The sequence below is a fragment of the Streptomyces sp. NPDC007095 genome, assembly GCF_040634475.1.
Taxonomy (GTDB): domain Bacteria; phylum Actinomycetota; class Actinomycetes; order Streptomycetales; family Streptomycetaceae; genus Streptomyces.
Genome location: NZ_JBEYFS010000020.1, coordinates 1 through 25,768, shown reverse-complemented (window position 1 = coordinate 25,768; position 25,768 = coordinate 1). Strand labels below are relative to the sequence as shown.

23 protein-coding genes, 1 pseudogene and 1 riboswitch are annotated in these 25,768 nt (G+C 72.3%); of the genes and pseudogenes, 12 read left to right on the top strand and 12 right to left on the bottom strand.

Going from position 1 to position 25,768, the window contains the following annotated elements:
• The first annotated feature begins 58 nt into the window (after positions 1-58).
• Both ABZ656_RS09785 and ABZ656_RS09780 read left to right on the top strand, forming a co-directional pair.
• Positions 59-1,864 (top strand): glycoside hydrolase family 15 protein, encoded by a 1,806-nt coding sequence (locus tag ABZ656_RS09785; protein ID WP_360266253.1) that lies wholly within the window; start codon positions 59-61, stop codon positions 1,862-1,864.
• 15 nt (positions 1,865-1,879) lie between these two features.
• Entirely contained in the window at positions 1,880-2,635 is a 756-nt protein-coding gene (locus ABZ656_RS09780; RefSeq protein ID WP_101405914.1) for an SDR family oxidoreductase, read from the top strand.
• A gap of 22 nt (positions 2,636-2,657) precedes the next feature.
• Here the strand turns inward: ABZ656_RS09780 and amaP are convergent, their stop codons facing one another.
• The 5 genes from amaP to ABZ656_RS09755 are packed head-to-tail and all read right to left on the bottom strand — an operon-like array spanning position 2,658 to position 5,048.
• Positions 2,658-3,245, bottom strand: a complete 588-nt coding sequence (gene amaP, locus ABZ656_RS09775) for an alkaline shock response membrane anchor protein AmaP (protein WP_101405913.1) — start codon at positions 3,243-3,245, stop codon at positions 2,658-2,660.
• Complete coding sequence (locus ABZ656_RS09770) at positions 3,242-3,937, bottom strand: DUF6286 domain-containing protein (RefSeq protein WP_360266248.1); 696 nt, start codon at positions 3,935-3,937, stop codon at positions 3,242-3,244. Before ABZ656_RS09770 ends, amaP begins: the two co-directional genes overlap by 4 nt.
• Positions 3,934-4,308: an Asp23/Gls24 family envelope stress response protein gene (locus ABZ656_RS09765; protein WP_101408228.1), complete on the bottom strand. Its 375-nt coding sequence runs from the start codon at positions 4,306-4,308 to the stop codon at positions 3,934-3,936. Before ABZ656_RS09765 ends, ABZ656_RS09770 begins: the two co-directional genes overlap by 4 nt.
• Positions 4,309-4,313: 5 nt before the next feature.
• A complete protein-coding gene (locus tag ABZ656_RS09760; protein ID WP_054232254.1) occupies positions 4,314-4,499 on the bottom strand; it encodes a hypothetical protein in 186 nt (61 codons plus the stop codon).
• A 60-nt stretch (positions 4,500-4,559) separates the two neighbouring features.
• The gene (locus tag ABZ656_RS09755; RefSeq protein WP_101405911.1) at positions 4,560-5,048 is read right to left on the bottom strand and encodes an Asp23/Gls24 family envelope stress response protein; all 489 of its coding nucleotides are present in this window, start codon (positions 5,046-5,048) and stop codon (positions 4,560-4,562) included.
• 86 nt (positions 5,049-5,134) lie between these two features.
• Here ABZ656_RS09755 and ABZ656_RS09750 point away from each other — a divergent pair, with 86 nt between their 5' ends.
• The gene (locus ABZ656_RS09750) at positions 5,135-5,917 is read left to right on the top strand and encodes a nucleopolyhedrovirus P10 family protein (protein WP_101405910.1); all 783 of its coding nucleotides are present in this window, start codon (positions 5,135-5,137) and stop codon (positions 5,915-5,917) included.
• Here ABZ656_RS09750 and ABZ656_RS09745 read toward each other — a convergent pair.
• The 4 genes from ABZ656_RS09745 to ABZ656_RS09730 all read right to left on the bottom strand — a co-directional run bounded on the left by ABZ656_RS09745 (position 5,875) and on the right by ABZ656_RS09730 (position 9,717).
• Positions 5,875-6,678: an enoyl-CoA hydratase/isomerase family protein gene (locus ABZ656_RS09745; RefSeq protein WP_101405909.1), complete on the bottom strand. Its 804-nt coding sequence runs from the start codon at positions 6,676-6,678 to the stop codon at positions 5,875-5,877. The genes ABZ656_RS09750 and ABZ656_RS09745 overlap by 43 nt on opposite strands.
• Positions 6,679-6,824: 146 nt before the next feature.
• Complete coding sequence (locus tag ABZ656_RS09740; protein WP_006123601.1) at positions 6,825-7,046, bottom strand: helix-turn-helix domain-containing protein; 222 nt, start codon at positions 7,044-7,046, stop codon at positions 6,825-6,827.
• A 387-nt stretch (positions 7,047-7,433) separates the two neighbouring features.
• Positions 7,434-9,032 (bottom strand): ABC-F family ATP-binding cassette domain-containing protein, encoded by a 1,599-nt coding sequence (locus tag ABZ656_RS09735; RefSeq protein WP_054232258.1) that lies wholly within the window; start codon positions 9,030-9,032, stop codon positions 7,434-7,436.
• Between the two features lie 91 nt (positions 9,033-9,123).
• Complete coding sequence (locus ABZ656_RS09730; RefSeq protein WP_360266242.1) at positions 9,124-9,717, bottom strand: hypothetical protein; 594 nt, start codon at positions 9,715-9,717, stop codon at positions 9,124-9,126.
• Positions 9,718-10,174: 457 nt separating this feature from the next.
• Between ABZ656_RS09730 and ABZ656_RS09725 the strand changes: the two genes are divergently transcribed.
• Both ABZ656_RS09725 and ABZ656_RS09720 read left to right on the top strand, forming a co-directional pair.
• Positions 10,175-11,065, top strand: coding sequence for a neutral zinc metallopeptidase (locus ABZ656_RS09725; RefSeq protein ID WP_101405908.1), 891 nt, complete (start codon positions 10,175-10,177; stop codon positions 11,063-11,065).
• Positions 11,066-11,212: 147 nt separating this feature from the next.
• The gene (locus ABZ656_RS09720) at positions 11,213-11,626 is read left to right on the top strand and encodes a VOC family protein (protein ID WP_360266238.1); all 414 of its coding nucleotides are present in this window, start codon (positions 11,213-11,215) and stop codon (positions 11,624-11,626) included.
• Positions 11,627-11,660: 34 nt separating this feature from the next.
• Here the strand turns inward: ABZ656_RS09720 and ABZ656_RS09715 are convergent, their stop codons facing one another.
• The 3 genes from ABZ656_RS09715 to ABZ656_RS09705 form a co-directional block, all read right to left on the bottom strand.
• The gene (locus ABZ656_RS09715) at positions 11,661-13,064 is read right to left on the bottom strand and encodes a hypothetical protein (protein ID WP_180362570.1); all 1,404 of its coding nucleotides are present in this window, start codon (positions 13,062-13,064) and stop codon (positions 11,661-11,663) included.
• Positions 13,065-13,301: 237 nt separating this feature from the next.
• Complete coding sequence (locus ABZ656_RS09710) at positions 13,302-14,426, bottom strand: alpha/beta fold hydrolase (RefSeq protein WP_101408226.1); 1,125 nt, start codon at positions 14,424-14,426, stop codon at positions 13,302-13,304.
• Between the two features lie 132 nt (positions 14,427-14,558).
• Positions 14,559-15,284: a class II aldolase/adducin family protein gene (locus ABZ656_RS09705; RefSeq protein ID WP_101405906.1), complete on the bottom strand. Its 726-nt coding sequence runs from the start codon at positions 15,282-15,284 to the stop codon at positions 14,559-14,561.
• 196 nt (positions 15,285-15,480) lie between these two features.
• On the opposite strand from ABZ656_RS09705, the gene ABZ656_RS09700 reads away from it, so the two are divergent.
• The 7 genes and pseudogenes from ABZ656_RS09700 to ABZ656_RS09670 all read left to right on the top strand — a co-directional run.
• Positions 15,481-16,233 carry a lysozyme gene (locus ABZ656_RS09700; protein ID WP_360266233.1) on the top strand — a complete coding sequence of 251 codons (753 nt, stop codon included), beginning with the start codon at positions 15,481-15,483 and terminating at the stop codon, positions 16,231-16,233.
• 212 nt (positions 16,234-16,445) lie between these two features.
• Complete coding sequence (locus tag ABZ656_RS09695) at positions 16,446-17,690, top strand: inorganic phosphate transporter (RefSeq protein WP_101405904.1); 1,245 nt, start codon at positions 16,446-16,448, stop codon at positions 17,688-17,690.
• 12 nt (positions 17,691-17,702) lie between these two features.
• Positions 17,703-17,927, top strand: coding sequence for a hypothetical protein (locus tag ABZ656_RS09690; RefSeq protein WP_054232266.1), 225 nt, complete (start codon positions 17,703-17,705; stop codon positions 17,925-17,927).
• Between the two features lie 111 nt (positions 17,928-18,038).
• Positions 18,039-18,181, top strand: a riboswitch (cobalamin riboswitch).
• 99 nt (positions 18,182-18,280) lie between these two features.
• Positions 18,281-19,252 (top strand): cobalamin biosynthesis protein, encoded by a 972-nt coding sequence (locus ABZ656_RS09685; protein ID WP_360266230.1) that lies wholly within the window; start codon positions 18,281-18,283, stop codon positions 19,250-19,252.
• On the top strand, positions 19,249-20,757 hold the full coding sequence (locus ABZ656_RS09680) for a cobyric acid synthase (RefSeq protein WP_360266227.1): 1,509 nt from the start codon (positions 19,249-19,251) through the stop codon (positions 20,755-20,757). Before ABZ656_RS09685 ends, ABZ656_RS09680 begins: the two co-directional genes overlap by 4 nt.
• On the top strand, positions 20,754-24,407 hold the full coding sequence (gene cobN / locus ABZ656_RS09675) for a cobaltochelatase subunit CobN (RefSeq protein WP_101405901.1): 3,654 nt from the start codon (positions 20,754-20,756) through the stop codon (positions 24,405-24,407). Before ABZ656_RS09680 ends, cobN begins: the two co-directional genes overlap by 4 nt.
• Positions 24,404-25,699: pseudogene (locus ABZ656_RS09670) on the top strand (AAA family ATPase); the annotation flags it as partial. The gene cobN and the pseudogene ABZ656_RS09670, both read left to right, overlap by 4 nt.
• Positions 25,700-25,768 lie beyond the last annotated feature (69 nt).

Below are 25,768 nucleotides of genomic sequence, written 5' to 3'. Positions count from 1 at the left end.
GTCACCCGGTCGGCCCCCGACCCGGTTGGCCCCGGCCTTCGCCGGGAACTCGCCCCACGTGCACCCACGTATCGAGGACTACGCGCTCATCGGGGACGAACAGACCGCCGCGCTGGTGGGCCGGGACGGGTCCGTCGACTGGCTCTGTCTGCCACGGTTCGACTCGGCCGCCTGCTTCGCCGCGATCCTCGGCGACGAGAACCACGGCCGCTGGCGGATCTCACCCACGGGGGCGGGCCCCTGCACCCGGCGGGCGTACCGGCCGGACACGCTGGTGCTCGACTCCGAATGGGAGACGGACGAGGGCGCGGTCCGCGTGACCGACTTCATGCCACAGCGCGAGCACGCCCCCGATCTCGTCCGCGTCGTCGAAGGGCTCAGCGGCCGGGTGACGGTGCACAGCACACTGCAACTGCGCTTCGACTACGGCTCCGTCGTGCCGTGGGTGCGCAGGGCGGACGGCCAGCGGGTTGCGGTCGCGGGCCCGGACTCGGTGTGGCTGCGCAGCGAACCCGAGGTACGCACCTGGGGCAAGGACTTCCGTACGCACTCGGAGTTCACCGTGGAGGCGGGCGAGAAGGTCGCCTTCGTCCTGACCTGGCATCCCTCGCACCAGTCGCGCCCGCCGCTCATCGACCCGTACGAGGCACTGCGCTCCAGCGTCGAGGACTGGCAGGCGTGGGCGGCGCGCTGCCGTTACGACGGTCCGCACCGGGACGCCGTCGTGCGCTCCCTGATCACCCTGAAGGCCCTCACCTTCGCCCCGACCGGCGGCATCGTCGCCGCCCCCACCACCTCGCTCCCTGAGGAACTCGGCGGCGTCCGCAACTGGGACTACCGCTACTGCTGGCTGCGCGACTCGACCCTCACCCTGGGCGCGCTCCTGTCGGCCGGGTACCACGAGGAGGCGGAGGCCTGGCGCGACTGGCTGCTGCGCGCGGTCGCGGGCGACCCCGCGGACCTGCAGATCATGTACGGCCTCTCCGGTGAGCGCCGGCTGCCCGAGTTCGAGCTGTCGTGGCTGCCCGGCTTCGGGGGCTCGTACCCGGTCCGGATCGGCAACGAGGCCGTCAAGCAGCTCCAACTGGACGTGTACGGCGAGGTCATCGACTCGCTCTCGCTGGCCCGGCGCTCGGGCCTGCCGTCCAAGCCGCACATGTGGCGCCTGCAGTGCGCCCTGATGGAGTTCCTGCGGACCGCCTGGCGGCAGCCGGACGAGGGGATCTGGGAGGTGCGCGGCCCGCGCCGGCACTTCGTGTACTCGAAGGTGATGGCGTGGGTGGCGGCCGACCGCGCCGTCCGGGCGCTGGAGAGCGAACCGGAGCTCGTCGGCGACCTGGAGGGCTGGCGCACCATGCGCGAAGAGGTGCACAAGGAGGTGTGCGAGCACGGCTTCGACATCGAACGCAACACCTTCACGCAGTCCTACGGGTCACGCGAACTGGACGCCTCACTGCTGCTCATCCCCCGCGTCGGTTTCCTGCCGCCCGACGATCCCCGGGTCGTCGGCACCATCGACGCGGTGCGCGCCGAGCTCGAACGCGACGGCTTCCTGCTGCGCCGCTACAGCGACGAGGGCGTCGACGTCGACGGGCTGCCGGGCGGCGAGGGCACCTTCCTCGTCTGCTCGTTCTGGCTCGCGGACGCGCTGCACATGACGGGCCGTACGAAGGAGGCCCGCGAGCTGTTCGAACGGCTGATCGGCCTGGCCAACGACGTGGGGCTGCTGTCCGAGGAGTACGACCCCGTCGCGCGCCGCCAGCTCGGCAACTTCCCACAGGCGTTCAGCCACCTCGGCCTGGTGGGGACCGCCTTCAACCTGTTCGGTGAAGCGCATCCGGGAGGAGCCGAGACGACCGGATAGGGGAGGATGGGGGCCATGGATCTTGGACTGAAGGACCGTGTGTACGTCGTCACGGGAGCCACCCGTGGCCTGGGCAACGCCACCGCGCGCGAGCTGACCGCCGACGGCGCGAAGGTGATCGTCACGGGGCGCGACGAGAAGACCGCCGCCGACGCGGCGTCCGCGCTCGGGCCGAACGCGGTCGGGGTGGCCGCGGACAACTCCGGCCCGGGGACCCCGGACCGGCTGATCGCGGCAGCCCGCGCGCACTTCGGCGGCTTCGACGGCATCCTGATCAGCGTCGGCGGCCCGCCGCCCGGGTTCGTCGCGGACAACACGGACGAGCAGTGGACGGCCGCCTTCGAGTCCGTCTTCCTGGGCGCGGTCCGGCTGGCCCGCGCGGCCGCCGCGGAGCTCGGCGAGGGCGGCGTCATCGGCTTCGTGCTCTCCGGCTCGGTCTACGAGCCGATCCCGGGCCTGACCATCTCCAACGGTCTGCGTCCCGGTCTCGCGGGCTTCGCCAAGTCCCTCGCCGACGAACTGGGACCGCGCGGCATCCGTGTCCTGGGCCTGCTCCCGGCCCGCATCGACACGGACCGCGTGCGCGAGCTCGACGGCCTCTCCGCCGACCCGGAGGCCACCCGTGCGGCCAACGAGTCGCGGATTCCGCTGCGCCGCTACGGCACCCCGGAGGAGTTCGGCCGCACGGCGGCGTTCCTGCTCTCGCCCGCCGCGTCGTATCTGACGGGCATCATGATGCCGGTGGACGGCGGCGTGCGGAGCGGGTTCTGAGTCCGCTCGGACGCCTGAGGGACTAACTCACCCTTTCGGCCCCGTGCTTGACCCCGCGGAGGCGTACCTCCGCGGGGAGCGCGGCGAGGCCCGCGGAGTCCCGGGCGTGCGCCAGGGCCTGCGTCGTCAGCAGATGCAGCGCGTGCCCGGGGTCGACATGCGGCTGCAGCAGGAGCTGGACCCGGGTCCCGGGAGCGCCGCGTCGCCCGGTCAGCTGGACCTGGGCTCGTTCGACACCGTCCAACCGCCCCGCCTCGTCGCCCAGTACGCCCTCCAGGGCCCGCCCGCGCAGCAGCGCCCCCTCGCCGTCGCCGGTGTCGACGAGCACCTCCGCGAGCCGGCGCCGCCGCAGTACGGCCGACAGCCACCACAGGCAGAGCAGGACGACGACCGCGAGAGTGGCGATGACGGTCGGCCACCACCAGCCCTGGTCCCGCCACCGGGTCCGCTCGGCGGCGCTCAGCAGCACGTCGTGCCGCCCGTCGTGGATCCACCAGGAGGGCGGCCGGGCGCCCAGTCCGACGGCGAGCACGGAGCCGCCGAGGACCAGCAGCGCGAGCCCGACGATTCCCAGCAGGACACGGTTGACGATCCTGAGCACCGCCCTCACCCCTTCCGGCCCGGGCGCGCGACATGCACCGACAGGGCGGGCGGCCGGACGAGCCCGAGTCCCCGGATGCCGTCGGCGAGCGTGGCGTCCAGGTCGGCCCGTACGTCGTCGAGTGCGCGGAAGTGCGAGACCGCCCGCACGTCGACCTTCCTGCGCCCCATCCGTACCCGGACCGACCGCACGCCGGAGACCTCCATGGCCCGGTCGCGCAGCGCCGTCGCGGCGGCGTCCCGGTGCAGCCCGGCCCGTACGTCGGGATGAGTGCGCCGCATCGGCAGGACGTCGCGCAGCCCCGGCGTCACCGCGAGGACGATCAGCCAGAGTCCGAGGGCCGCGGCGAGGCAGGCGCCGACGAGCACCCAGGTGTCGTCGAGGGGCCGTTCGGCGAGCTGCCGGGCGAGGGACCTGCGCCAGTGCGAGGCGGGCCGGTGGGCACGTACGGCCGCGACGTCGTACAGCAGGACGCCCGCACCCACGAGGACCAGCAGCGCGACGATCCCCGCGGGGACGCGGCGCACCGACCAGAACCGGCCCTGCCCGCCGTTCGCGTCGTCGACGGCGGGCGGCGGGTCGTAGTCGGCCGCGGAGGCGGACTGGCCGAGTTCGCCCTCGGCCGGTGGGCTGCCCGCGTCCGTCTTCTCCAGGACGGGCATGCGTCGGGTGGTGTTCTCGGAGCCCTGGGGCTCGCTCATCGCGTCCTCCCCTGTGCCGCGGCGGCCGCCGGTACCAGGTGCAGCCGCTCGACCTGGACCGTCACCTCCGGCACTTCCATCCCCGTCAACTCGTCTACCCGCTCGGCGACATGTCGACGCACCGCGTTGCAGCGGCCGCCGATGTCGGAGGGGTAGCCGAGTTCGAGGTGGACGCGGACGCGGGCGATTCCGTGGTGAACGACGACCGTCGCGTGCGGGGGCACGGCATCCGGGGACAGCGTGTCCAGGGCCTCGCGGGCGGCCTGCGCGGCGATCTTCGCCACGACCCGGTCGGCGATCCGGGTCGCGCCGCGCCCGGCCGCCTCGACGGCCGTCGGGGGCCGTCGGGTGTCACCGAGCGGGCCGGTCACGGGCGTCACCGCCGCCGGTCGTCGCGGGGACGGAAGAAGTCACCGAGGTCCAGGTCGCCTTCGAGGAACCGTCCGACGACGAACCCGACGGCACCCAGGGCGGCCACGAGCAGAAACGCCCCGAAGCCCCCGAAGTACCCGGCGAAGCCCAGCGCCATTCCGGCGATCATGCCGATCACGGCCAAGCTCATGGTGCGCTCCTCAGCGGTTCGACGGCCGGGATGTCGTGGGCCGCCCCGCGGCCGGGCCGGTCACTGGAGCCGCGCCTCCGGCTCTTCATCTTCTTCCTCGGGAAGCTTCACATCACTCACCGCGATGTTGACCTCGACGACCTCGAGTCCCGTCATGCGCTCCACGGCCGCGATGACGTTCTCGCGGACGGCGCGGGCGACGTCCCCGATCGACACGCCGTACTCGACGACGATCTCCAGGTCGAGCGCGGTCTGGAGCTCCCCGACCTCGGCCTTGACGCCTCGCGAGACGGACTTGGACCCCCCTGGCACTCGGTCGCGCACAGCCCCGAAGGTCCGGCTCAGCCCACTGCCCATCGCATGGACACCGAGCACGTCCCGGGCGGCGAGTCCGGCGATCTTCTCCACGACACCGTCGGCGATCGTGGTCCGCCCCCGCATGGCGGGATCACCGCCGCCGCGCTTGGTGACCCCGGGCTTGCGGCTCTGCGGGGCTTCCTTCTCGCTCCCGGGGCTGTCCGTCCGGTTCTGCTCCGTCATGTCGGTCATCGCCGTACGTCCCTTTCGGTCGTCCTCCTTGCCCACAGTAGGTCCGGACGCGGGCTCGCGCGCCAGGGATGCGGCAGGCTGGAGCAATGACCGCTGATCGATGGACGCAGGCAGTACGGCGGCAGCTCGGGCTCGGGCGCCTGCTCCCGCTCGGGCATCCGCGCGACGGCGCCTGGATCGCCGAGGAGGCGGCCGAGGCGTTTCTGCGGCGCGGGGCGGCCGGCGTGCCCGGTGTCCGCCTCGGCACGCTCCGGATCGCCCTCGCGGACCCGGACCTGGTCCACGACCCCGTCGTACCGCCGCCGCCCAGCGCGCTGCCGCCCGGTCCACTGCGTATCGTCGCGGAGTTCACGGCCGAGGCGGACCCGACGGCCCCCGGGGTCGAGCCGCTTCCCACGACCGCGGCCCGCCTGCGCGTGACTCTGGCCGAGGCGGCCGAACCCCTCGGCCTGACGGTCACGGCGATCGACCTGAAGGTGACAGGGCTGGGGGATGTCTCCGCGCCGCCGACCGCCGTACGCCCCACCGCCCCGCGTCCGGCCGCCGTACCGACGACCCCCGACGAGGCCCGGGCGGCCACCGCCGCCCTGTCCGTGCCGGGGGTACTTCACCTGACGGACGTCCTGGGCCATCCGGTGCACATCGAGAACGTCCCCGGCAAGGACCCCGTCCTCGCCCGCCGCCACGTCCGCGTCGAACTGGCGGTCGCCGCGACGGAGCGAACGGCGGACGTGGCAAGAGCCGTCAGAACAGCGGTCGCGGACGCCCTGCCGGACACCCCGTCAGTGACGGCACTGGTGACGTCCGTCGAGCAGCAAGGACGACCTCACTCCCCCAGACCGGCAAGGTCCCGCAGTCGCCGGGCCTGAGCCGCCCGCTCGACGACCCGCTGCTCCTCGTACGTCCGCTCCTGCGCCCCCCGCAGCAATGCCTTGGTCTCGACGACCGCGTCCCGAGGCGCGGCCAACACCGCACCGGCGAGGTCCCGCACGGCATCCTCGAGCTGGTCGACAGGCACCGCGAGATTGGCGAGCCCCGTGCGCTCGGCCTCCTCGGCCGACACGAAGCGACCCGTGGCGCAGATCTCCAGCGCACGGGCGTATCCGACCAGGCTCACCAGCGGATGCGTTCCCGTCAGATCGGGAACGAGCCCGAGGCTGGTCTCGCGCATGGCGAACTGCACGTCGTCCGCGACGACGCGCAGGTCACAGGCGAGCGCCAGCTGGAAACCCGCACCGATGGCGTGCCCCTGCACGGCGGCAATGGACACGACGTCGCTGCGCCGCCACCAGGTGAACGCCTCCTGGTACTCGGCGATGGTCGCGTCGAGCTCAGCGTCGGCCCCGCGCGCGAGGTCGATGAACGACGGCTCGCCGTCGAACCCCTCGGGCGTGAACGCCTGCCGGTCGAGCCCGGCCGAGAACGACTGGCCCTCGGCACGCAGCACGACCACACGGACAGTGCCCGGCAACGACCGGCCGGCCTCCGTCAACGCCCGCCACAGAGCGGGACTTTGGGCGTTGCGCTTGGCCGGATTGGTCAGCGTCACCGTGGCGATCGCGTCGTCGACGGTGAGCCGTACGCCGTCCTTGTCGAGTACGGGGTCAAGATCGTTGTCGAGCGAAGCCATGGGCTGCCTCCGATGGGTGCGGTCGGATCAGACGCGTACCTCGTGAAGGACACGAGGAACACACCTAAGTGACTGCACAGTAACCACCCGGTCGATCACCCGACCGACCGGGTGGCCACCACCGAAGCCGATGGGGACGCCCGGCCTCAGGCCGAGGCGGCCTTCTTGCCCCGCGTCGCTCCGCCACGCCCTCGCAGCGTGACGCCCGACTCGCTGAGCATCCGGTGCACGAATCCATACGAACGGCCGGTTTCTTCGGCCAGCGCTCGAATGCTCGCACCGGAGTCGTACTTCTTCTTCAGGTCTGCCGCGAGCTTGTCGCGCGCGGCGCCGGTTACCCGGCTGCCCTTCTTCAGAGTCTCGGCCACCCGTGCCTCCTCATGGGAAGTGCGCTCTGGACTTCTCATGATCACCCCTCAAGGGCTTCATGGCCACCCATTCGGCAAGGTCCGTGAGACACGGTTTTGACGACAGGAGCCCGTCCTCACAAGTGGAATCACAGGGTCCGCGCTGCTCTGTCCGTACGACCGAACGGGTTCTTCCGCGAAGTGCCAGGTCAGCGACGCAAGACGGCCGAGCCCTTGGGAACAAAGGACTCGGCCGCGAAATGAATGTAGGACACACCTCGGTACGAGGAGATCTCACGCAGATGGTGGATCACGGATCGGCCGAATGATCCATACGCAGTGGATCAGTCATTCGATCACGGCGCGCTGACGGCGGCCCCGGAGCTGTCCGGGAGGCCGTACGAGGGCTCAGGCGAGGGCGACGAGGTCCGCGTAGTCGGAGCCCCACAGGTCCTCGACACCGTCCGGCAGCAGAATGATCCGCTCGGGCTGGAGCGCCTCGACGGCGCCCTCGTCGTGGGTGACGAGGACGACGGCGCCCTTGTAGGTGCGCAGCGCGCCGAGGATCTCCTCCCGGCTGGCCGGGTCGAGGTTGTTCGTCGGCTCGTCGAGGAGGAGGACGTTCGCGGAGGAGACCACGAGGGTCGCCAGCGCGAGACGGGTCTTCTCGCCGCCGGAGAGGACCCCGGCCGGCTTGTCGACGTCGTCGCCGGAGAACAGGAACGAGCCGAGCGTCTTGCGGACCTCGACCAGGTCCAGGTCGGGGGCGGCGGAGCGCATGTTCTCCAGGACCGTGCGCTCGGGGTCGAGGGTCTCGTGCTCCTGCGCGTAGTACCCGAGCTTGAGACCGTGGCCCTCTATGACCTGGCCGGTGTCGGGCTGCTCGGCGCCGCCGAGCAGCTTCAGCAGGGTCGTCTTGCCGGCGCCGTTGAGGCCCAGGATGACCACGCGCGAGCCCTTGTCGATGGCCAGGTCGACATCGGTGAAGATCTCCAGCGAGCCGTACGACTTCGACAGGCCCTCGGCCATCAGCGGGGTCTTGCCGCAGGGCGCGGGCTCCGGGAAGCGCAGCTTGGCGACCTTGTCGGAGACGCGGACCGCCTCGAGGCCGGCCAGCAGCTTGTCGGCGCGCTTGGCCATGTTCTGTGCGGCCACCGTCTTGGTGGCCTTGGCGCGCATCTTGTCCGCCTGCGAGTTCAGTGCGGCGGCCTTCTTCTCGGCGTTCTGCCGTTCGCGCTTGCGGCGCTTCTCGTCGGCCTCGCGCTGCTGCTGGTAGAGCTTCCAGCCCATGTTGTAGACGTCGATCTGGGCCCGGTTGGCGTCCAGGTAGAAGACCTTGTTGACGACCGTCTCGACGAGGTCGACGTCGTGGGAGATCACGATGAAGCCGCCGCGGTAGGTCTTCAGGTAGTCGCGCAGCCAGACGATCGAGTCGGCGTCGAGGTGGTTGGTCGGCTCGTCGAGCAGGAGCGTGTCGGCGTCCGAGAACAGGATGCGGGCCAGCTCGACACGGCGGCGCTGACCGCCGGAGAGCGTGTGCAGGGGCTGGCCGAGCACGCGGTCGGGCAGGTTGAGGGCGGCGGCGATGGTGGCGGCCTCGGCCTCGGCGGAGTACCCGCCCTTGGTGAGGAACTCGGTCTCCTGGCGCTCGTACTGCCGCATGGCCTTCTCTCGGGTGGCGCCCGAGCCGTTGGCGATGCGCTGTTCGTTCTCCCGCATCTTGCGGATCAGGGTGTCCAGGCCGCGCGCGGAGAGGATGCGGTCGGTGGCGAGGACGTCGAGGTCGCCGGTGCGGGGGTCCTGGGGCAGATAGCCGACCTCGCCGGAGCGGGCGACGGTGCCGGAGGCGGGGATGCCCTCGCCGGCCAGGACCTTGGTCAGGGTCGTCTTGCCCGCGCCGTTGCGGCCGACCAGGCCGATGCGGTCGCCCTTGGTGATGCGGAAGGTGGCGGACTCGATGAGGATGCGGGCGCCGGCGCGCAGCTCGATACCGGAGGCGGAGATCACGGACAGACTCCAGGGCAGGGTCGTTGGCGGGGTGGACGGCTGAGGACGTTCCCGCCGTCTAATGCGCGAGGAGAATGGCCATGGGCCAAGTCTAACGGGGCCGTGCAACCACTTTCCCTGAGTGCGCGTGTTCGGCACTGTGACGCTCGCCCTGCCACGCGTTGCCCAGCGGCATGCGGTGCGGGGTGATTCTGCCCAGGTCGTCGACGGCGACGAGCTCGCTGGTCCAGCTGTCGCCGGTGGCGCAGGGCTGTGCGATCAGGAGCGCCTCGCCGTGACGCAGCGCACGTTCGGGGGCGAAGGAGCAGCCGTACCGGGCGGGCAGGGTCCAGCGCAGGTCCCCGTCGGCGATGCGGTAGGCCGCGACGCGCCGCGGGGTGATGACGGCGAGCATGCGGGCGCCCAGGGACCGCAGCACTCCGCCCGCCCCGTGGTCCGCGAGCCACCCGGCGGCGCCGGGAAGGGCCCGGTGCCAGCGCACGGCGCTGCCGTCGCCGCGCGCGGTGTCGGTGACCAGTCCGTCGTCCCACAGCGCGATCGCGTGCCCACGCGCGGGGAGCACGGCCACCGGACGGCGGCCCTCGCGCGCATAGGTCCAGCGGGGGTGGCCGGTCGCCCCGCCGTAGGCCTCGACGGCGGCCTTCGTGGTGCGCAGCGGGGGCTGTCGTGTCCCGTGCCCGTGCACCACGCGCGTGTGGGCGGTGAGGCGGTCTCCATAGGGCGCGGGGCGCGCTTCGTGGGCCGCGGTGAGCAGCAGGGCGACGGCGACGGGGAGCAGGGCGCGGGCGGCGCGGCGGCGGGCGACGGGGGGGGAAGGAGCCGGGGGGCCGGGGGGTCCGTGACCGCCGTGGCGGACCGTGCCGCCGCCGCCTCGACCAGCACAGCGATCATCTCGCCCCCATCTGCACCACTCGCCGCGCCTGGGACCTGTCCGGCCGTTCAGGCGCACGGACCAGGCGCACGGACCAGGCGGAGAGCCTAGGCGCGGGCGGTGGGAACGCCCGTCGGGACACGGCGGGCGGCGGGGGCGCGTCGCCTGTTCGGCCCTCCGCCCGGCGCCGGACCCGTGAGGGCGTACGAGGATGGCGCCAGGGAGCGACGTACGCCGAGGTGCGAAGCCGTACGCAGAGGGTGGTGTGCCCATGCAGTTCGACGACGACGCCGACCTGGACACCTCCGACGTGCAGGATGTGCGCGGCAGTCGGATCCCCGGTGGCAGGGCGACCGTCGGGGGTGGCATCGCGGGTCTGATCGCCCTGATCCTCGGGCTGTTCTTCGGAGTCGGGCCCGATCAGCTCGGGCTGTCCTCCGGCAACGACCAGCCCGCGGTGACCACTTCCTCGCTCGACCAGATCAAGCAGACCTGCCGGACGGGGCGGGACGCGAACGCCAGGGAGGACTGCCGGATGGTGGCGGTGGTCAACAGCGTGCAGGACTTCTGGGCGCGGGAGTTCGCGCGGCGCGGCGGTACGTACACGCGCTCGCCGACCGTCTTCTTCAGCGGGCGGGTGAACACCGCGTGCGGCACCGCGACCTCGGCGGTCGGGCCCTTCTACTGTCCCGGTGACCGCAAGGTCTATCTGGACCTGGGCTTCTTCGACGACCTGCGGACCAAGTTCGGCTCCAGCGGAGGGCCGTTCGCGCAGGCGTACGTGGTGGCGCACGAGTACGGGCATCACGTGCAGGACCTGATGGGGACGCTGGGCAGGGCCCAGAGCGGTGTCGCGGGCGCGAACAGCAACTCGGTGAAGGTGGAGTTGCAGGCGGACTGCTACGCCGGGGTGTGGGCGCACCACGCGACGACGACGAAGGACCCGTCGACGGGCAGGCCGTTGATCACGAACCTCACTCCGGCCGACATCCGGGACGGGCTGGACGCGGCGGCCGCCGTCGGCGACGACCGGATCCAGCAGGAGTTCCAGGGCCGGGTGACCCCGGAGACGTGGACGCACGGCTCGTCCGCTCAGCGGCAGCAGTGGTTCTACCAGGGCTATCGCACCGGTGACATGGCGCAGTGCAACACCTTCCGCTGAGACCGCGGACGCGGCGAAGGGAAGACCGCGGACGCGGCGCGCGCCGGGCGGCTTCCGCTCTCCGGGGCGTTGTCAGTGGCCGGTGCAAGACTGGGCAGCGGGTGACATTCTGGCCCAGCATGACGAGTTCCGGTGGGAGTGATCGGCATGGCAGGTACGGACGGCGGGCGACCGAGCATCTACCCGACACTGCTGTACGCGGACGCGAACGCGGCGATCAGGCAGCTCACGGAGGCCTTCGGCTTCTCGGAGGTCTCCGTGTACGAGAGTGAGGACGGCACGGTGATGCACGCCGAGCTGGTCCAGGGCCACGGCGCGGTGATGCTCGGCTCCAAGGGCCGCGGTGGCGTCTTCGACGGCGCGATGAAGGACGCGGGCCCCGCGGGGGTGTACGTGGTCGTGGACGACGTCGACGCACACCACCAGCGCGCCGTGGACCACGGCGCGGAGATCGTCATGCCCCCGACCGACCAGGACTACGGCTCGCGGGACTACCTGGCCCGGGACGCCGAGGGCAACATCTGGAGCTTCGGCACGTACGCCCCGGAGATACGTGACTGATCCGGGAGCGCGGGGCCGATCCGAAGGACAGGTCCTAGCTGCCTCCGGTGTGGACCTGGAAGGCGGCGCGGCGTACGGCCTTGGCGAGGGCCGGGTCCGGGTGGGCGGCGGCGAGCGCGACCAGGACCTGGACGGTGCGGGGATGGCCGACGGCGCGCACCTCGTCGAGCAGCGCGGGCACGGTGGGCTGCACCGCGGACTCCAGATGGCGCACGAGGAGCGGCGCCTCACCGTGGTCGGCGACGGCGGCGGCGGTGTCGACCCAGAGCCAGGTGGACTCTTCGCGGGTGAGGACCTCGTGGGCGTCCTCCGGGTCGTGGCCGTCGTGCTCGGCCAGCCACAGCAGGGCGTAGGGGCGCAGCCAGGACTCGTCGGCCACGGCGCGTACGTCGGGCTCGGCGGGGGCGCCGACCACGCGCAGCGCCTCGAAGGCGAGTCCGCGGGTGAGGGCGTCCTCGCCGCGGGCGGCTTCGAGGAGTTCGGTGACGGCGCTGCCGACGGGGCGGGCGGCGAGCCAGGCGCGGTACTCGGCGCGGGCCGCGTTCGGGCGCAGCTGGGCGCAGCCGCGGAGCATGTCCGAGGCGGGCTGTTCGATGTTCCCGGCGGGGCTCTGCGCGGCGACGCAGATCTGCTCCAGCTTGACCCAGACCGCCCAGCTGCCGAGCGGGGTGAGCGTGGCCTGCCCGGCGGCGCAGGTGAGCGCGCCGACGGAGGCGAGAGCGTGCAGGGCCCAGTCGAGGAGGGGAGCGAGGGGGGCGTCCGCGATCTCGGCGGCCTCCGGGGCGGGCTCCGGCTGGGGGCCGTAGGGGATTTCGCAGCGTTCGGTGCGCAGTTCGGTGACGCGCTGTTCGAGGAGGTCGAGGAGCTGCTCCATGGGGACGGGCCCGGCGGAGAGCTGGAGGAAGGAGAGCACCTGGGGCATCGCGGAGACGACCTCGGCGACGGCGGACGCCTCGCGGTCGGCCGGCTCGGGGTGGGCGAGCGACCAGGCGTCGAAGAGGGCGACCCAGCCGCGCAGGACGGCGCTGTCGTCGCGGTTCCAGGCGCGCAGTCGCCAGCCGGGGCGGGCGATGTCGCCGTGCACCTCGACGAGGCCGGCGAGGCGTGCGGTGTCCCAGTCCGCGCGGACCTGAGCCGGGGTCAGGCCCAACTCCTCGGCGGCCCGTTCGGCGGTCGCGTCGGCGAGGGTGCCCTTGCCGTCGGGGGTGGCGCCGTCGCTCCCCGGGCCGAGCGAGGCGTCGGCCCAGCGGGCGACACGGGCCGCGGCGGCGAGGCCGGTGCGGGCCATACGGGCCAGTTCCGCGGGCGGCGGTGTGCCCTCGGGGGGCCGGGGTGCGGGTCGGCGCGAGCTGCGCTGGGTCACCGCTCGGGGGGCGGAAGCCAGGGGGCGCGAGCGGACGAGTCGGAGCCTGGAGTCGCGCGGGTTACGGGACGTCACGGGTGCAGTCTTCCGGTTGACGGTCCGAAAACCCAAACGGAATGTCACAGCAGGCGACAGGGGTGGCCAATGGACAGGGTTCCGAGGGGGCTCGACACGTGTGAACGAGGCCTTGCACGAGTTGACCGGGGCCCAACCGGAAGCCTCGGGGGCGGCTCCGCCGCGAGGGCGTGCGGGGAATGGCTGTGCGGTCTCTGTGGGGACTCCGCCCGGAGGGCGTTGGTGGGGGCGGGGTGGCTACATCAGGGGGGTCAGGAAGCGGCGCAGGGCCTCTTCGTAGTTCGGGGCGGCGTTCCACATGGCGCCGTGGGAGGCGTTCGGGACCGTGTGCAGGGTGACCAGGTCCGGACGGCTCTCGGCGAGGCGGCGTGAGGGGCCCCAGGGGGCGATCGTGTCGTCCGGGCCGTGCACGATCAGGGTCGGGACCTTGAGCTGGCCGGGGTCGGCAGCTTCCCGGATCCGGTCGCCGTGCACACCGGTGCGGCCCTGCGCGGCACGGACCGCGAGGGGCAGCAGGACGCTGGGCGTGTGGCGGGCCGAGGCGAGGGCGCGCAGCGTGGCTCCCCAGTCGAGGACGGGCGAGTCCAGGATCAGCCCGGAGATCCGCTCGCGCAGGGCGGAGTGCGCGGCGGCGCGCAGGGCCATGGTGGCGCCGATGGACCAGCCGTACAGGACGACCTGGTCGGCGCCGTAGCGCACGGCGTAACGCACGGCGGCGTCCAGGTCGCGCCACTCGGTCTCGCCGAGGTGGTTGAGGCCGTCCGGGGAGCGGGGTGCGCCGAGGTCGCCGCGGTAGGCGAGGTCGAGCACGGGGAGCCGGTTGCGGTGCAGGAACTCCATCACGTTCATGGGGTGCTCGCGGGTGGTGCCGAGCCCGTGCACCGTGATCACCCAGGTGGTGCGGGTGCCGGGCACGAACCAGGCGGGCAGCGGGCCGAGCTCGCCGGGGACGTCCACGTCGGCGTGGTCGAGACCTAGGGCGCTGCCGGGGTTGCCGATGTACAGGTTGGGGGTGAGCCACGCCTTGTCACCGGTCTCCAGGGTGCCGTGGGTGACGCGTTCGAGGCGGCGTACGACCGTGTCGGCGGAGTGGGGTGTGGAGTCCAGGACGGGACCGACGACCGCGTGGGAGCCGTCGCCCGTGAGGCCGTACCTTCCCGGGCGCAGGGAGGCCAGGTCGCGGGTGAGCGTGATCCGGCCCGCGGCCGTGGAGTGCACGGTGAGCCGGGGCTCGGTGGGCAGTGGCCTGCCGGGCGGCGCCTTCAGTGCGGCGTCGCTGGCGAACCTGCCCGCCGCCACGGAGGCTGCGCCCGCGGCCAGGGCTACGGAGACGGCCGCGGCCGTCGCTTTGACAGTACGCACGGGTTCAGTCTCCCGGCGCGGCCCCCGGTCGGCCAGCGGGAGCGGGCGGTGGGCTCCCGCCTCGGGGTGCGCGGGCTCGTTCTCCGGCACCGGGCGCGCACCGGCACCACCGGGTCGCCGCACCGCGCCGGATCAGCGGGGACCGGCCCCGCCGCCCTGCCCGTAGCGCCCCAGCCGCTCCCCCGCCTCTTCCACCTGTTCCGGCGAGAGCAGCGTCGGGGACAGGCCGGGCACGGACGACGCCAGGAGCCAGACGCGGGACATCCATTCCAGTTGGGCGGTGCGGTCGAACGCCTGGGACAGCGAGGCTCCGTAGGCGATGGTGCCGTGGTTCTGGAGGAGGCAGGCCGTGCGGCCGGTGAGGGCCTGGAGCATGTTCTCGGCCAACTCCGGGGTGCCGTAGGTCGCATAGGGGGCAACTCGGACCGGGCCGCCGAGGGCGCCCGCCATGTAGTGGATCAGGGGGAGCTCGGGGACGAGGGCCGAGACGGCCGTCGCGTGCGCGGCGTGGGTGTGGACGACGGCCCGCGCGTCGGTGGCGCGGTGGATCGCGAGATGCATCGGCAGTTCGCTCGTCGCAGCGAGCGAACCGAGGACCTGCCGGCCCTCGAGGTCCACACCGACGGCGTCTTCGGGCCTCAGCCGGTCGTAGGGCACTCCCGTCGGTGTGACCAGGACCGTGTCGCCGACCCGGACGGAGACGTTGCCCGACGTACCGACGACCAGACCGTCGGCCACCGTCCGGCGGGCCGTCGCGACGAGCTCGTCCCACGCGGCCGCCACCTCCCGCTCGCGCGCGCCCGGCGCGCTCGCCCCCACGTCCCGCACTTCCCGTGCGTCCCGCCGCTGCTCAGCCATGCGGCGATCCTGCCAGGCAGGGACGTCAACCCGCTGTCGGCGAGGGCACTTTAGGGCGGAAGACAAGCGTCCGTAAGGCTGCATAGTGGGACATATCACCCTCCTGGGGTGATTGGCTGGCGATCGACGGGCTTTCAACGATCTTCCAATAGCCTCTGGAGGATTTGTCACGCACGTCGCCATTCCGGGGGAAAACATGGCTCGTGACCACAAACCACTCCTTCGCCGTGCCCGCGTCCTCGCGTCGGCGGCCGCCATGGCGGCGCTCACCGCCGCGGGGACCGCCCTCGCCGGGGCCCCGGTCGCCGCGGCGGCCAAACCCAAGGGCCACGACGTCTCCTCGCACCAGAAGAACGTCGACTGGCGGAGCGCGAAGGCGAAGGGCGCCCGGTTCGTCTATGTGAAGGCGACCGAGTCCCACACGTACCGCAATCCGTACTTCGCCCGGCAGTACGACGGGGCGCGCGACGCGGGGATCCTCCGCGGCGCCTACCACTTCGCGGTGCCGGACAAGTCGTCCGGCGCCACCCAGGCCGCGTACTTCGTGCGCAACGGCGGTGCCTGGCGCGCGGACGGCTGGACGCTGCCGCCCGCGCTCGACATGGAGTACAACCCGTATGACAAGAAGCACAAGTGCTACGGCCTGAGCAAGGCCAGGATCGTGAGCTGGATCCAGGCGTTCAGCGACGAACTCGAACGGGAGACCGGCCGCCGTCCGGTCATCTACACGACCACCCACTGGTGGAACACCTGCACCGGCGGCAGCGGCACCTTCGCCGCGAACCACGCCCTGTGGCTCGCCCGCTACGACTCCGCGGACACGGGCGCGTTGCCGGCCGGCTGGTCGACGTGGACGTTCTGGCAGTACGACAACAGCGGCACGCTCCCGGGTGACCAGAATCTCTTCAACGGATCAATGACCCGGCTCAAGCAGTTCGCCACCGGCTAGAAGCCCTCGAACAACCCCCGCCGGAACCGGAGATTCCGCCTCCGTTCGAACAACTGGTAAGCCATCGGGCCGCCCCTCCCGCACACTGGTCATCACAAGCGGAGGGGCGGTCCACCGTTTGAGACACCCCAGCGCCCGCCCCAGTTCACCTTCCGTTCACTCAGGTTGCCTACGGTCCACCTGCCACTGACGCCAAACAGAAGCCTGGGTAAATGGAACACATCACGCTCCTCCTCGGAATCGTGATCGTCACCGCTCTCGTGTTCGATTTCACGAACGGTTTCCACGACACTGCCAACGCGATGGCGACCACCATCTCGACCGGCGCTCTGAAGCCCAAGACGGCGGTGGCCATGTCCGCCGTGCTGAACCTGGTCGGCGCGTTCCTCTCCGTGGAGGTCGCCAAGACGATCTCCGGCGGGATCATCAACGAAGAGGGCATACGCGTCCAAGTGATCTTCGCGGCGCTCGTCGGCGCCATCCTCTGGAATCTGCTGACCTGGCTTCTGGGTCTGCCCTCCAGTTCCTCCCACGCACTGTTCGGCGGCCTGATCGGCGCCGCGGTCATGTCGGCCGGCTGGTCGTCGGTGAACGGCTCGACCGTCGTCACCAAGGTGCTGATCCCCGCGGTCGCCGCGCCCATCGTGGCCGGACTCGCCGCGATGCTGGCCACCCGGCTGACGTACCGGATCGGCAACCGCGCCGACGAGAAGGCGACCGCCAAGGGCTACCGCGCCGGCCAGATCGCCTCCGCCGGCCTGGTCTCCCTGGCGCACGGCACGAACGACGCCCAGAAGACGATGGGCATCATCACCCTCGCGCTGGTCACCGGCGGCGTCATCGCCCCGGGCTCGAACCCCCCGCTGTGGGTCATCGTCTCGGCCGGTACGGCCATCGCGCTCGGCACCTACCTGGGCGGCTGGCGCATCATCCGCACCATGGGCAAGGGCCTCACGGACCTCGCGCCGCCGCAGGGCTTCGCCGCCCAGACCAGCGCCGCGACGGCCATCCTGGCCTCCTCGCACATCGGCTTCTCCCTCTCCACCACCCAGGTCTGCTCCGGCGCAGTGATGGGCTCGGGCATCGGCCGCAAGGGCGGCGTGGTCCGCTGGTCGACCGCGACCCGGATGTTCGTCGCCTGGGGCCTGACCCTGCCGGCCGCCGGTCTGGCCGGCGCCTCCGCCGAGTTCCTGACCAAGCAGGGCACGTGGGGCATCGTCCTCACCGGCGCGCTGCTCGTCGCCGGCGCCGGCACCATCTGGAAGCTCTCCCGCCGCCAGCCGGTCACCGTCGACAACGTCAACGACGTCGACGCCGAGCCCGCGGGCGTCGTCACCGCCGCGATCGCCGCCGTCACCCCGCCGCCCGCGGGCCCCGTCACCGGCGACCTGTCCGGCGACCTGAAGACCACCATCCCGTCCCCGGACGCGGAGCCCACCCGCCCGGCCACGGTGTAAGGACAGAACAGCATGCACATCGACTGGGCAGCCCTCGGCTCCGTCTTCGGAGTCAGCCTCGTGACCACCGTCGGCCTCGTCGGCCTCTTCACCCTCGGCATCGTCGGCCTCTCCAAGCGCGAGTCCGCGTCCGCCCAGGGCGGCTCCGCGACCCTCGCGGTCACCGGCGCGTACGTCTGCTTCGCGGCGTGCGCCGCGGCGGTGGCGTACGGCATCTTCCTGATCGTCGGCAAGTAACCCAAAACGGGCACCACTTCGAGTGGGGTGCGGGACGGATCACCGTCCCGCACCCCACCTGTATGTGGGCCTTCGCACACTCTCCCCGCGCAGGTCAACAGCAAGTTGACGGGTCTTCCAACCCGTGGTGGACTGCCGGAGCCAAGTACGGCGACAGAAGAGGAAGCCGGTGTGAATCCGGCGCGGTCCCGCCACTGTGACCGGGGAAGGAACTCCCCGGGAGCCAGGAACTCTCCCCGCCGGTCTCGTCGAACCAGGGCGTGGACACCCTGAGTGAGGACATAACGCCATGCGCGGCTGCCCAAGTGCCCTGCGAGCGACGGTTCCACCCGACCTGACGGTCGGCTGACCCCGTGCGTGCCGATCGCGTCTTCGCGTACGGCGCCGCCGCCGGACTCCTCGGTGACCTGCTGCTCGGCGATCCCCGCCGGGGGCATCCGGTCGCCGCGTTCGGGCGGAGCGCGGGCACCGTGGAGCGGGTGCTGTGGCGGGACCACCGCGGGTGGGGCGCGCTGCACACCGCCGTGTGTGTGGGCGGTGCCGCCGGACTCGCCGCCGTCGCTTCCCGTGCCGTACGCCCCTCACGTGCCGCGTCCGTCGTGCTGACGGCCGCCGCCACCTGGGCCGTCGTCGGGGGCACCACGCTCGGGCGGGAGGCCCGGGCGATCGGTGGCGCCCTCGCGGACGGGGAGATCGAGACGGCCCGGGAGCGGCTGCCGCATCTGTGCGGGCGCGATCCCCAGGCCCTCGACGCCGACGGCATCGCGCGCGCCGTCGTCGAGTCCGTCGCCGAGAACACCTCCGACGCCGTGGTGGGCGCCCTGGTGTGGGGGGCCGTGGGCGGAGTCCCGGGGCTCGTGGGCTTTCGGGCCGTCAACACCCTTGACGCGATGGTCGGTCACAGGTCGCCCAGGTACCGGCGGTACGGGTGGGCCTCGGCTCGGCTCGACGACGTCGCCGGGTGGCCGGGGGCTCGTCTCACCGCCGTGCTCGCCGCCCTCGCGGGTGACAGTCCACGAGGGGCCGTACGGGCCTGGCGCGCCGACGCCGTCAAGCATCCGAGCCCCAACGCCGGGCCCGTGGAGGCCTCGTTCGCGGGGGCGCTCGGAGTGCGTCTGGGCGGCACCCTCTCCTACGGGGGCCGCGTCGAGCACCGGCCCGAACTCAACGGCGCCGGGCGCGCCGTACACGTCGACGACATCGAACGGGCCGTACGGCTGTCACGGCGTGTCGGCTGGCTCGCCCTCGGCGTGAGTGCCGGCGGGCGGCTGCTCGTACAGAGGCTGCTCGTACAGAGGCTGCTCAGGAAGGGGCGTACGTCATGAGCGGCGGGCTGCTCGTCGCCGGGACCACCTCCGACGCCGGCAAAAGCGTCGTGACCGCCGGGATCTGCCGGTGGCTGGTGCGGCAGGGCGTCAAGGTCGCGCCCTTCAAGGCGCAGAACATGTCCCTGAACTCGTTCGTGACGCGCGAGGGCGCCGAGATAGGGCGCGCGCAGGCCATGCAGGCACAGGCCGCCAGGGTGGAGCCGACCGCGCTCATGAACCCCGTGCTGCTCAAGCCGGGCAGCGACCGGAGCAGTCAGGTCGTCCTCATGGGCAGGCCCGTGGGCGAGATGACCGCCCGTGGCTACCACGGCGGGCGGCAGGAAGCCCTCCTCACCACCGTGCTGGACTGCCTCGCCGAGTTGCGGGGCACGTATGACGCGGTGATCTGTGAGGGGGCCGGCAGTCCTGCCGAGATCAATCTGCGGCGGACCGACATCGTGAACATGGGGATCGCGCGCAATGCGCGGCTGCCCGTGCTCGTCGTCGGCGACATCGACCGCGGGGGTGTGTTCGCCTCGTTCTTCGGGACGGTCGCACTGCTGTCGCGCGAGGACCAGGAGTTCGTCGCCGGGTTCCTCGTCAACAAGTTCAGGGGGGACGTCTCCCTGCTCGAGCCGGGGCTCGACATGCTCCACGGCCTCACCGGGCGGCGTACGTACGGCGTCCTGCCCTTCCGGCACGGCCTCGGCATCGACGAGGAGGACGGGCTGCGGGTGTCGCTGCGGGGAGCGGTCCGGGAGTCCCGGGTGACCTCCCCCGTGGGCGAGGACGTGCTGCGCGTCGCCGTCTGCGCGATCCCGCTGATGTCCAACTTCACGGACGTGGACGCGCTGGCCGCCGAGCCGGGTGTCGTCGTGCGGTTCGTGGACCGGGCCGAGGAGCTGGCCGACGCCGACCTCGTCGTCGTCCCCGGCACCCGGGGGACGGTGAAGGCGCTGGAGTGGCTGCGCGAGCGCGGACTCGCGGACGCCATCCTGCGCAGAGCCGCCGAGGGGCGGCCCGTACTGGGCATCTGCGGCGGCTTCCAGGTCCTCGGTGAGCACATCGAGGACGAGGTCGAATCGCGCGCCGGTCACGTCGACGGACTCGGGCTCCTGCCCGTCCGGGTGCGGTTCGCACGCGAGAAGACCCTGACCCGGCCCGTCGGGGAGGCCCTCGGCGAGCACGTCGAGGGGTACGAGATCCATCACGGTGTCGCCGAAGTCATGGGCGGTGAGCCGTTCCTGGACGGGTGCCGGGTCGGCGCCGTCTGGGGCACGCACTGGCACGGCTCGCTGGAGTCGGACGGCTTCCGGCGCGCCTTCCTGCGCGAGGTGGCGGCCGCCGCGAGCCGTCGTTTCGTGCCGGCCGCCGACACGTCGTTCGCGGCGCTGCGCGAGGAGCAGCTGGACCGGCTCGGCGATCTGATCGAGGAACACGCGGACACGGACGCGCTGTGGCGGCTCATCGAGTCGGGCGCGCCGCAAGGACTGCCTTTCATTCCACCGGGAGCGCCCGCATGAGCACAGTGTTGTTGTTGTCGACCGCCGACACCGATCTGCTGGCGGCGCGTGCCTCCGGCGCCCCGTACCGGATCGGCAACCCGACCCGGGTGGATGCCGAGGCCGAACTGCCGTCCCTCGTCGAGGGCGCGGACATCGCCGTCGTACGGCTCCTGGGCGGCAAGCGTGCCTGGGAGGAGGGCCTGCGGAAGCTGAAGGCCTCGGGCATCCCCACCGTGCTGCTCGGCGGGGAGTCCGTGCCCGACGCCGAACTGATGGCGGAGTCGTCGGTGCCCGCCGGTGTCGTCGCCGAGGCGCTGCGCTACCTGGTCGAGGGCGGCCCGGACAACCTCACCGAACTGGCCCGGTTCCTCTCCGACACCGTGCTGCTGACGGGCGAGGGCTTCGAGGAGCCGCGGAAGATGCCGGAGTACGGCGTCCACGGCGAGCGCGCGTTCGTCGAGGGCCGCCCGACCGTCGGCGTGCTCTTCTACCGGGCCCACCAGCTGTCCGGCAACACCGCGTTCGTGGACACGCTGTGCGACGCGATCGAGGCGCGCGGCGCCAACGCGCTGGCCGTGTACTGCGGTTCGCTGCGCGGCGCCGACGCGGGCCTGTACGAGATCCTCGGCAAGGCGGACACACTGGTCGCCACCGTGCTCGCGGCGGGCGGCACACACGCCTCGGAGGCGTCCGCGGGCGGCGACGAGGAGGCCTGGGACATCGGCGCGCTCGCCGACCTGAACGTCCCTGTGCTGCAAGGGCTCTGCCTGACCTCGTCCAGGAGTGCCTGGGCCGCGTCGGACGCCGCCCTCTCCCCCATGGACGCGGCGATGCAGGTCGCGATCCCGGAGTTCGACGGCCGTCTGATCACCGTCCCCTTCTCCTTCAAGGAGCAGGGTCCCGACGAGGTGCCGGTCTACGTCGCCGACCCCGAGCGGTCCGCGCGGGTCGCCGGAATCGCCGTACGGCACGCCCGGCTGAAGCACAAGCCGAACGCGGACAAGAAGCTCGCGCTCGTCTTCACCGCCTACCCGACCAAGCACTCCCGGGTCGGCAACGCGGTGGGCCTCGACACGCCCGCCTCGGCGGTACGGGTGCTCGACGCGCTGCGGGACGCCGGGTACGTCGTCGAAGGGCACCCCGACAACGGCGACGAGTTGATCCACCGGCTCATCAACGCCGGTGGCCACGACGTCGAATGGCTCACCGAGGAGCAGCTCGCCGCCGCCCCCGCGCGCGTGCCGCTCGCCGACTACCGGGCGTGGTTCGACAAGCTCGGCCCCGAGCTGCGCGACGGCATGCTGGAGACGTGGGGCGAGCCGCCGGGCAGCCTGTACGTGGACGGCGACGACATCGTCCTGGCGTCCCTCCAGTTCGGGAACGTCGTCGTGATGATCCAGCCGCCGCGCGGCTTCGGCGAGAACCCGATCGCGATCTACCACGACCCGGACATGCCTCCGTCGCACCACTACATGGCCGCGTACCGCTGGCTCGAAAACAGCTTCGGCGCCGACGCCGTCGTGCACATGGGCAAGCACGGCACGATGGAGTGGCTGCCGGGCAAGGGCCTCGGGCTCAGCGGCGGCTGCGCGCCGGACGCCGTCCTCGGCGAACTCCCGCTCATCTACCCCTTCATCGTCAACGACCCCGGCGAGGGCACCCAGGCCAAGCGGCGCGGCCACGCCACGGTCGTCGACCACCTCGTACCGCCGATGGCCCGCGCGGACACCTACGGCGACCTCGCGAAGCTGGAGCAGCTCCTCGACGAGTACGCGCTGGTGTCCGACCTGGACCCGACGAAGGCCCCGGCGGTCCGCGCGCAGATCTGGACGCTGGTCAAGGCGGCGGAACTGCACCACGACCTGCATGTCGACGAGCAGCCGGACGACGGCGACTTCGACGAGTTCGTGATGCACATCGACGGCTATCTGTGCGAGATCAAGGACGTGCAGATCCGCGACGGCCTGCACATCCTCGGCGGCGGCCCGGAGGCCGAGCCGCGCGTCAACCTCGTGCTGGCCGTGCTGCGCGCCTCCCAGGTGTGGGGCGGCACCGCGAACGCGCTGCCGGGTCTGCGGGCCTGCCTCGCCGAGTACTTCGGGCTGGTCGAGAAGGAGCTGCTCGCCGAGCCGGGCGCGCCGGTGAAGGTGCCGGTGGAGCTCACGGACCTCGTCGAGGGCCCGGCACGGACCGGGGCCGACGCGATCGACCTGCTGGAGCAGCTGTGCCGCCGGATCGCGGAGGGCATGGAGGAGCGCGGCTGGGTGACGTCCGAGAGCACCGCTCTCGTGCGGGAGGTGCTGGGCGTCGAACTCCCCGACGCCGTCGCGGTGCTGGAGTTCGCCTGCCGTGAGGTCGTGCCGCGCCTGGCCCGGACGACGGACGAGATCACCCACATCCTGCGCGCCCTGGACGGCGGTTACGTCCCCGCGGGCCCGTCGGGCTCACCGACCCGCGGGCTGGTGAACGTCCTGCCGACCGGCCGCAACTTCTACTCGGTCGACCCCAAGGCGATCCCGTCCAGGCTGAGCTGGGAGGTCGGGCAGTCGCTCGCCGACTCCCTGGTGCAGCGGTATCTGCAGGACACGGGCGAGTACCCGAAGTCCGTCGGTCTGACGGTCTGGGGCACGTCCGCGATGCGCACCCAGGGCGACGACATCGCCGAGATCCTCGCGCTGCTCGGCTGCCGCCCGGTCTGGGACGACGCCTCGCGCCGCGTGACCGGTTTCGACGTGGTGGGCCTGGAGGAGCTGGGCCGGCCGCGCATCGACGTCACGGTCCGCATCTCCGGCTTCTTCCGGGACGCGTTCCCTCACGTCGTGGGCCTGATCGACGACGCGGTGCGCGCGGTGGCCGAGCTCGACGAGCCCGCCGACCGCAACTACGTCCGCGCGCACGCCGACGAGGACACCGCCGAGCACGGCGACCGGCGCCGCGCCACCTCCCGTATCTTCGGCTCCAAGCCGGGCGCGTACGGCGCCGGTCTCCTCCCCCTGATCGACGCCCGCAACTGGCGCTCCGACGCCGACCTCGCCGAGGTGTACGCGGTGTGGGGCGGCTACGCCTACGGGCGTGGGCTCGACGGGCGGGCGGCGCGCGGGGACATGGAGATCGCGTTCCGGCGGATCGCCGTCGCCGCGAAGAACGTCGACACCCGCGAGCACGACCTCGTCGACGCCGACGACTACTTCCAGTACCACGGCGGCATGGTCGCGATGGTCCGGCACCTGACGGGCGCGAGCCCGGAGGCCTACGTCGGCGACTCGGCCGTACCCGACCAGGTGAAGACCCGCACGCTGGGCGAGGAGACCCACCGCGTCTTCCGCGCCCGGGTCGTCAACCCGCGCTGGATGGCCGCCATGCGACGGCACGGCTACAAGGGCGCCTTCGAGATGGCGGCGACCGTCGACTACCTCTTCGGGTACGACGCCACGGCCGGGGTCGTGGACGACTGGATGTACGAGAAGCTCAGCGCGGAGTACGTCTTCGACGCGGAGAACCGGGACTTCATGAAGAAGTCCAACCCGTGGGCGCTGCGCGGCATCACGGAACGTCTCCTCGAGGCCGCCGACCGGGGGCTGTGGGCCGAACCGGACGCGGACACGCTGGAGCGGCTGCGCGCCACCTATCTGGAGCTCGAAGGCGACTTGGAGGGCGACGACCAGTGAGTACCCCGTTCCCGTTCACGGCCGTGGTCGGCCAGGACGACCTGCGGCTCGCGCTGCTGCTGAACGCCGTGTCGCCCGCCGTGGGCGGTGTGCTCGTCCGCGGTGAGAAGGGCACGGCCAAGTCCACGGCCGTACGCGCCCTCTCGGCGCTCATGCCGGGGGTGGACGTCGTCGCCGGGTGCCGGTTCTCGTGCGACCCGGCCGGCCCCGACCCGGCGTGTCCCGACGGTCCGCACGAGCCGGGCGCGTTCGAGACCCGGCCGGCCCGCATGGTCGAGCTGCCCGTCGGCGCCTCCGAGGACCGGCTCGTGGGCGCGCTCGACATCGAGCGGGCGCTCGCGGAGGGTGTGAAGGCCTTCGAGCCGGGGCTGCTGGCCGACGCGCACCGCGGGATCCTGTACGTCGACGAGGTCAACCTCCTCCACGACCACCTGGTCGACCTGCTGCTGGACGCCGCCGCCATGGGCGCCTCGTACGTCGAGCGCGAAGGCGTCTCCGTACGACACGCGGCACGCTTCCTGCTCGTGGGGACCATGAACCCCGAAGAGGGCGAGCTGCGGCCGCAGTTGCTCGACCGGTTCGGGCTGACCGTCGAGGTGGCCGCCTCGCGGGAGCCCGACCAGCGGGTCGAGGTCGTGCGGCGCAGGCTCGCCTACGACGACGATCCGGCGGGCTTCGCGGAGCGCTGGTCCGACGAGGAGTCCGCCGTACGGGCCCGGATCGTGGCGGCGCGGGAGCTGTTGCCGTCCGTGCGGCTCGGGGACCCGGCGCTGCGGCAGATCGCGGCGACCTGCGCGGCCTTCGAGGTGGACGGCATGCGGGCCGACATCGTCATGGCACGGACCGCGACCGCGCTCGCCGCGTGGGCGGGACGGACCGAAGTGCTGGCGGAGGACGTACGTCAGGCCGCGCTGCTCGCGCTGCCGCACCGGCGGCGGCGCAACCCCTTCGACGCGCCGGGGCTCGACGAGGACAAGCTCGACGAGACGCTGGAGGAGTTCGGGGGTCCGGACGAGGGTTCTTCCGGCGAAGGTTCTTCCGACGACGATCCGGACGGGGACCCGGATCCGGATCCGGACGGCCCCGGCGGCGGTGGGCAGCCGCCTCAGGACGGGCCGGACGGCGACTCCCCCGCCGGTGACGTCCCGGCGCAGGGCGAGCCCTCGGACGACGGGCAGGCGCCGGCCGCGCTGGGCGCCGGCGAGCAGTCCCCCGTACGGGCCGCCGAACCATTTCGCACGAAGGTGCTGAGCGTGCCGGGGCTCGGCGAGGGCGCGGCCGGGCGGCGTACCACGTCCTGATTCTCAACCGCGTGCAGCGCCCGGACGGCACCTGGGGTGCGCTCGACACAAGGCGCCTCT

Bases quoted from the DNA above. Each gene is read 5' to 3' on its own strand.
- ABZ656_RS09680 (WP_360266227.1), top strand. From the start codon at position 19,249: ATGAGCGGCGGGCTGCTCGTCGCCGGGACCACCTCCGACGCCGGCAAA.
- ABZ656_RS09760 (WP_054232254.1), bottom strand. From the start codon at position 4,499: ATGAGCTTGGCCGTGATCGGCATGATCGCCGGAATGGCGCTGGGCTTC.
- ABZ656_RS09700 (WP_360266233.1), top strand. From the start codon at position 15,481: ATGGCTCGTGACCACAAACCACTCCTTCGCCGTGCCCGCGTCCTCGCG.
- ABZ656_RS09780 (WP_101405914.1), top strand. From the start codon at position 1,880: ATGGATCTTGGACTGAAGGACCGTGTGTACGTCGTCACGGGAGCCACC.
- ABZ656_RS09690 (WP_054232266.1), top strand. From the start codon at position 17,703: ATGCACATCGACTGGGCAGCCCTCGGCTCCGTCTTCGGAGTCAGCCTC.
- ABZ656_RS09745 (WP_101405909.1), bottom strand. From the start codon at position 6,678: ATGGCTTCGCTCGACAACGATCTTGACCCCGTACTCGACAAGGACGGC.
- ABZ656_RS09755 (WP_101405911.1), bottom strand. From the start codon at position 5,048: ATGACCGACATGACGGAGCAGAACCGGACGGACAGCCCCGGGAGCGAG.
- ABZ656_RS09705 (WP_101405906.1), bottom strand. From the start codon at position 15,284: ATGGCTGAGCAGCGGCGGGACGCACGGGAAGTGCGGGACGTGGGGGCG.
- ABZ656_RS09770 (WP_360266248.1), bottom strand. From the start codon at position 3,937: ATGAGCGAGCCCCAGGGCTCCGAGAACACCACCCGACGCATGCCCGTC.
- cobN (WP_101405901.1), top strand. From the start codon at position 20,754: ATGAGCACAGTGTTGTTGTTGTCGACCGCCGACACCGATCTGCTGGCG.
- ABZ656_RS09695 (WP_101405904.1), top strand. From the start codon at position 16,446: ATGGAACACATCACGCTCCTCCTCGGAATCGTGATCGTCACCGCTCTC.
- ABZ656_RS09725 (WP_101405908.1), top strand. From the start codon at position 10,175: ATGCAGTTCGACGACGACGCCGACCTGGACACCTCCGACGTGCAGGAT.
- ABZ656_RS09720 (WP_360266238.1), top strand. From the start codon at position 11,213: ATGGCAGGTACGGACGGCGGGCGACCGAGCATCTACCCGACACTGCTG.
- ABZ656_RS09750 (WP_101405910.1), top strand. From the start codon at position 5,135: ATGACCGCTGATCGATGGACGCAGGCAGTACGGCGGCAGCTCGGGCTC.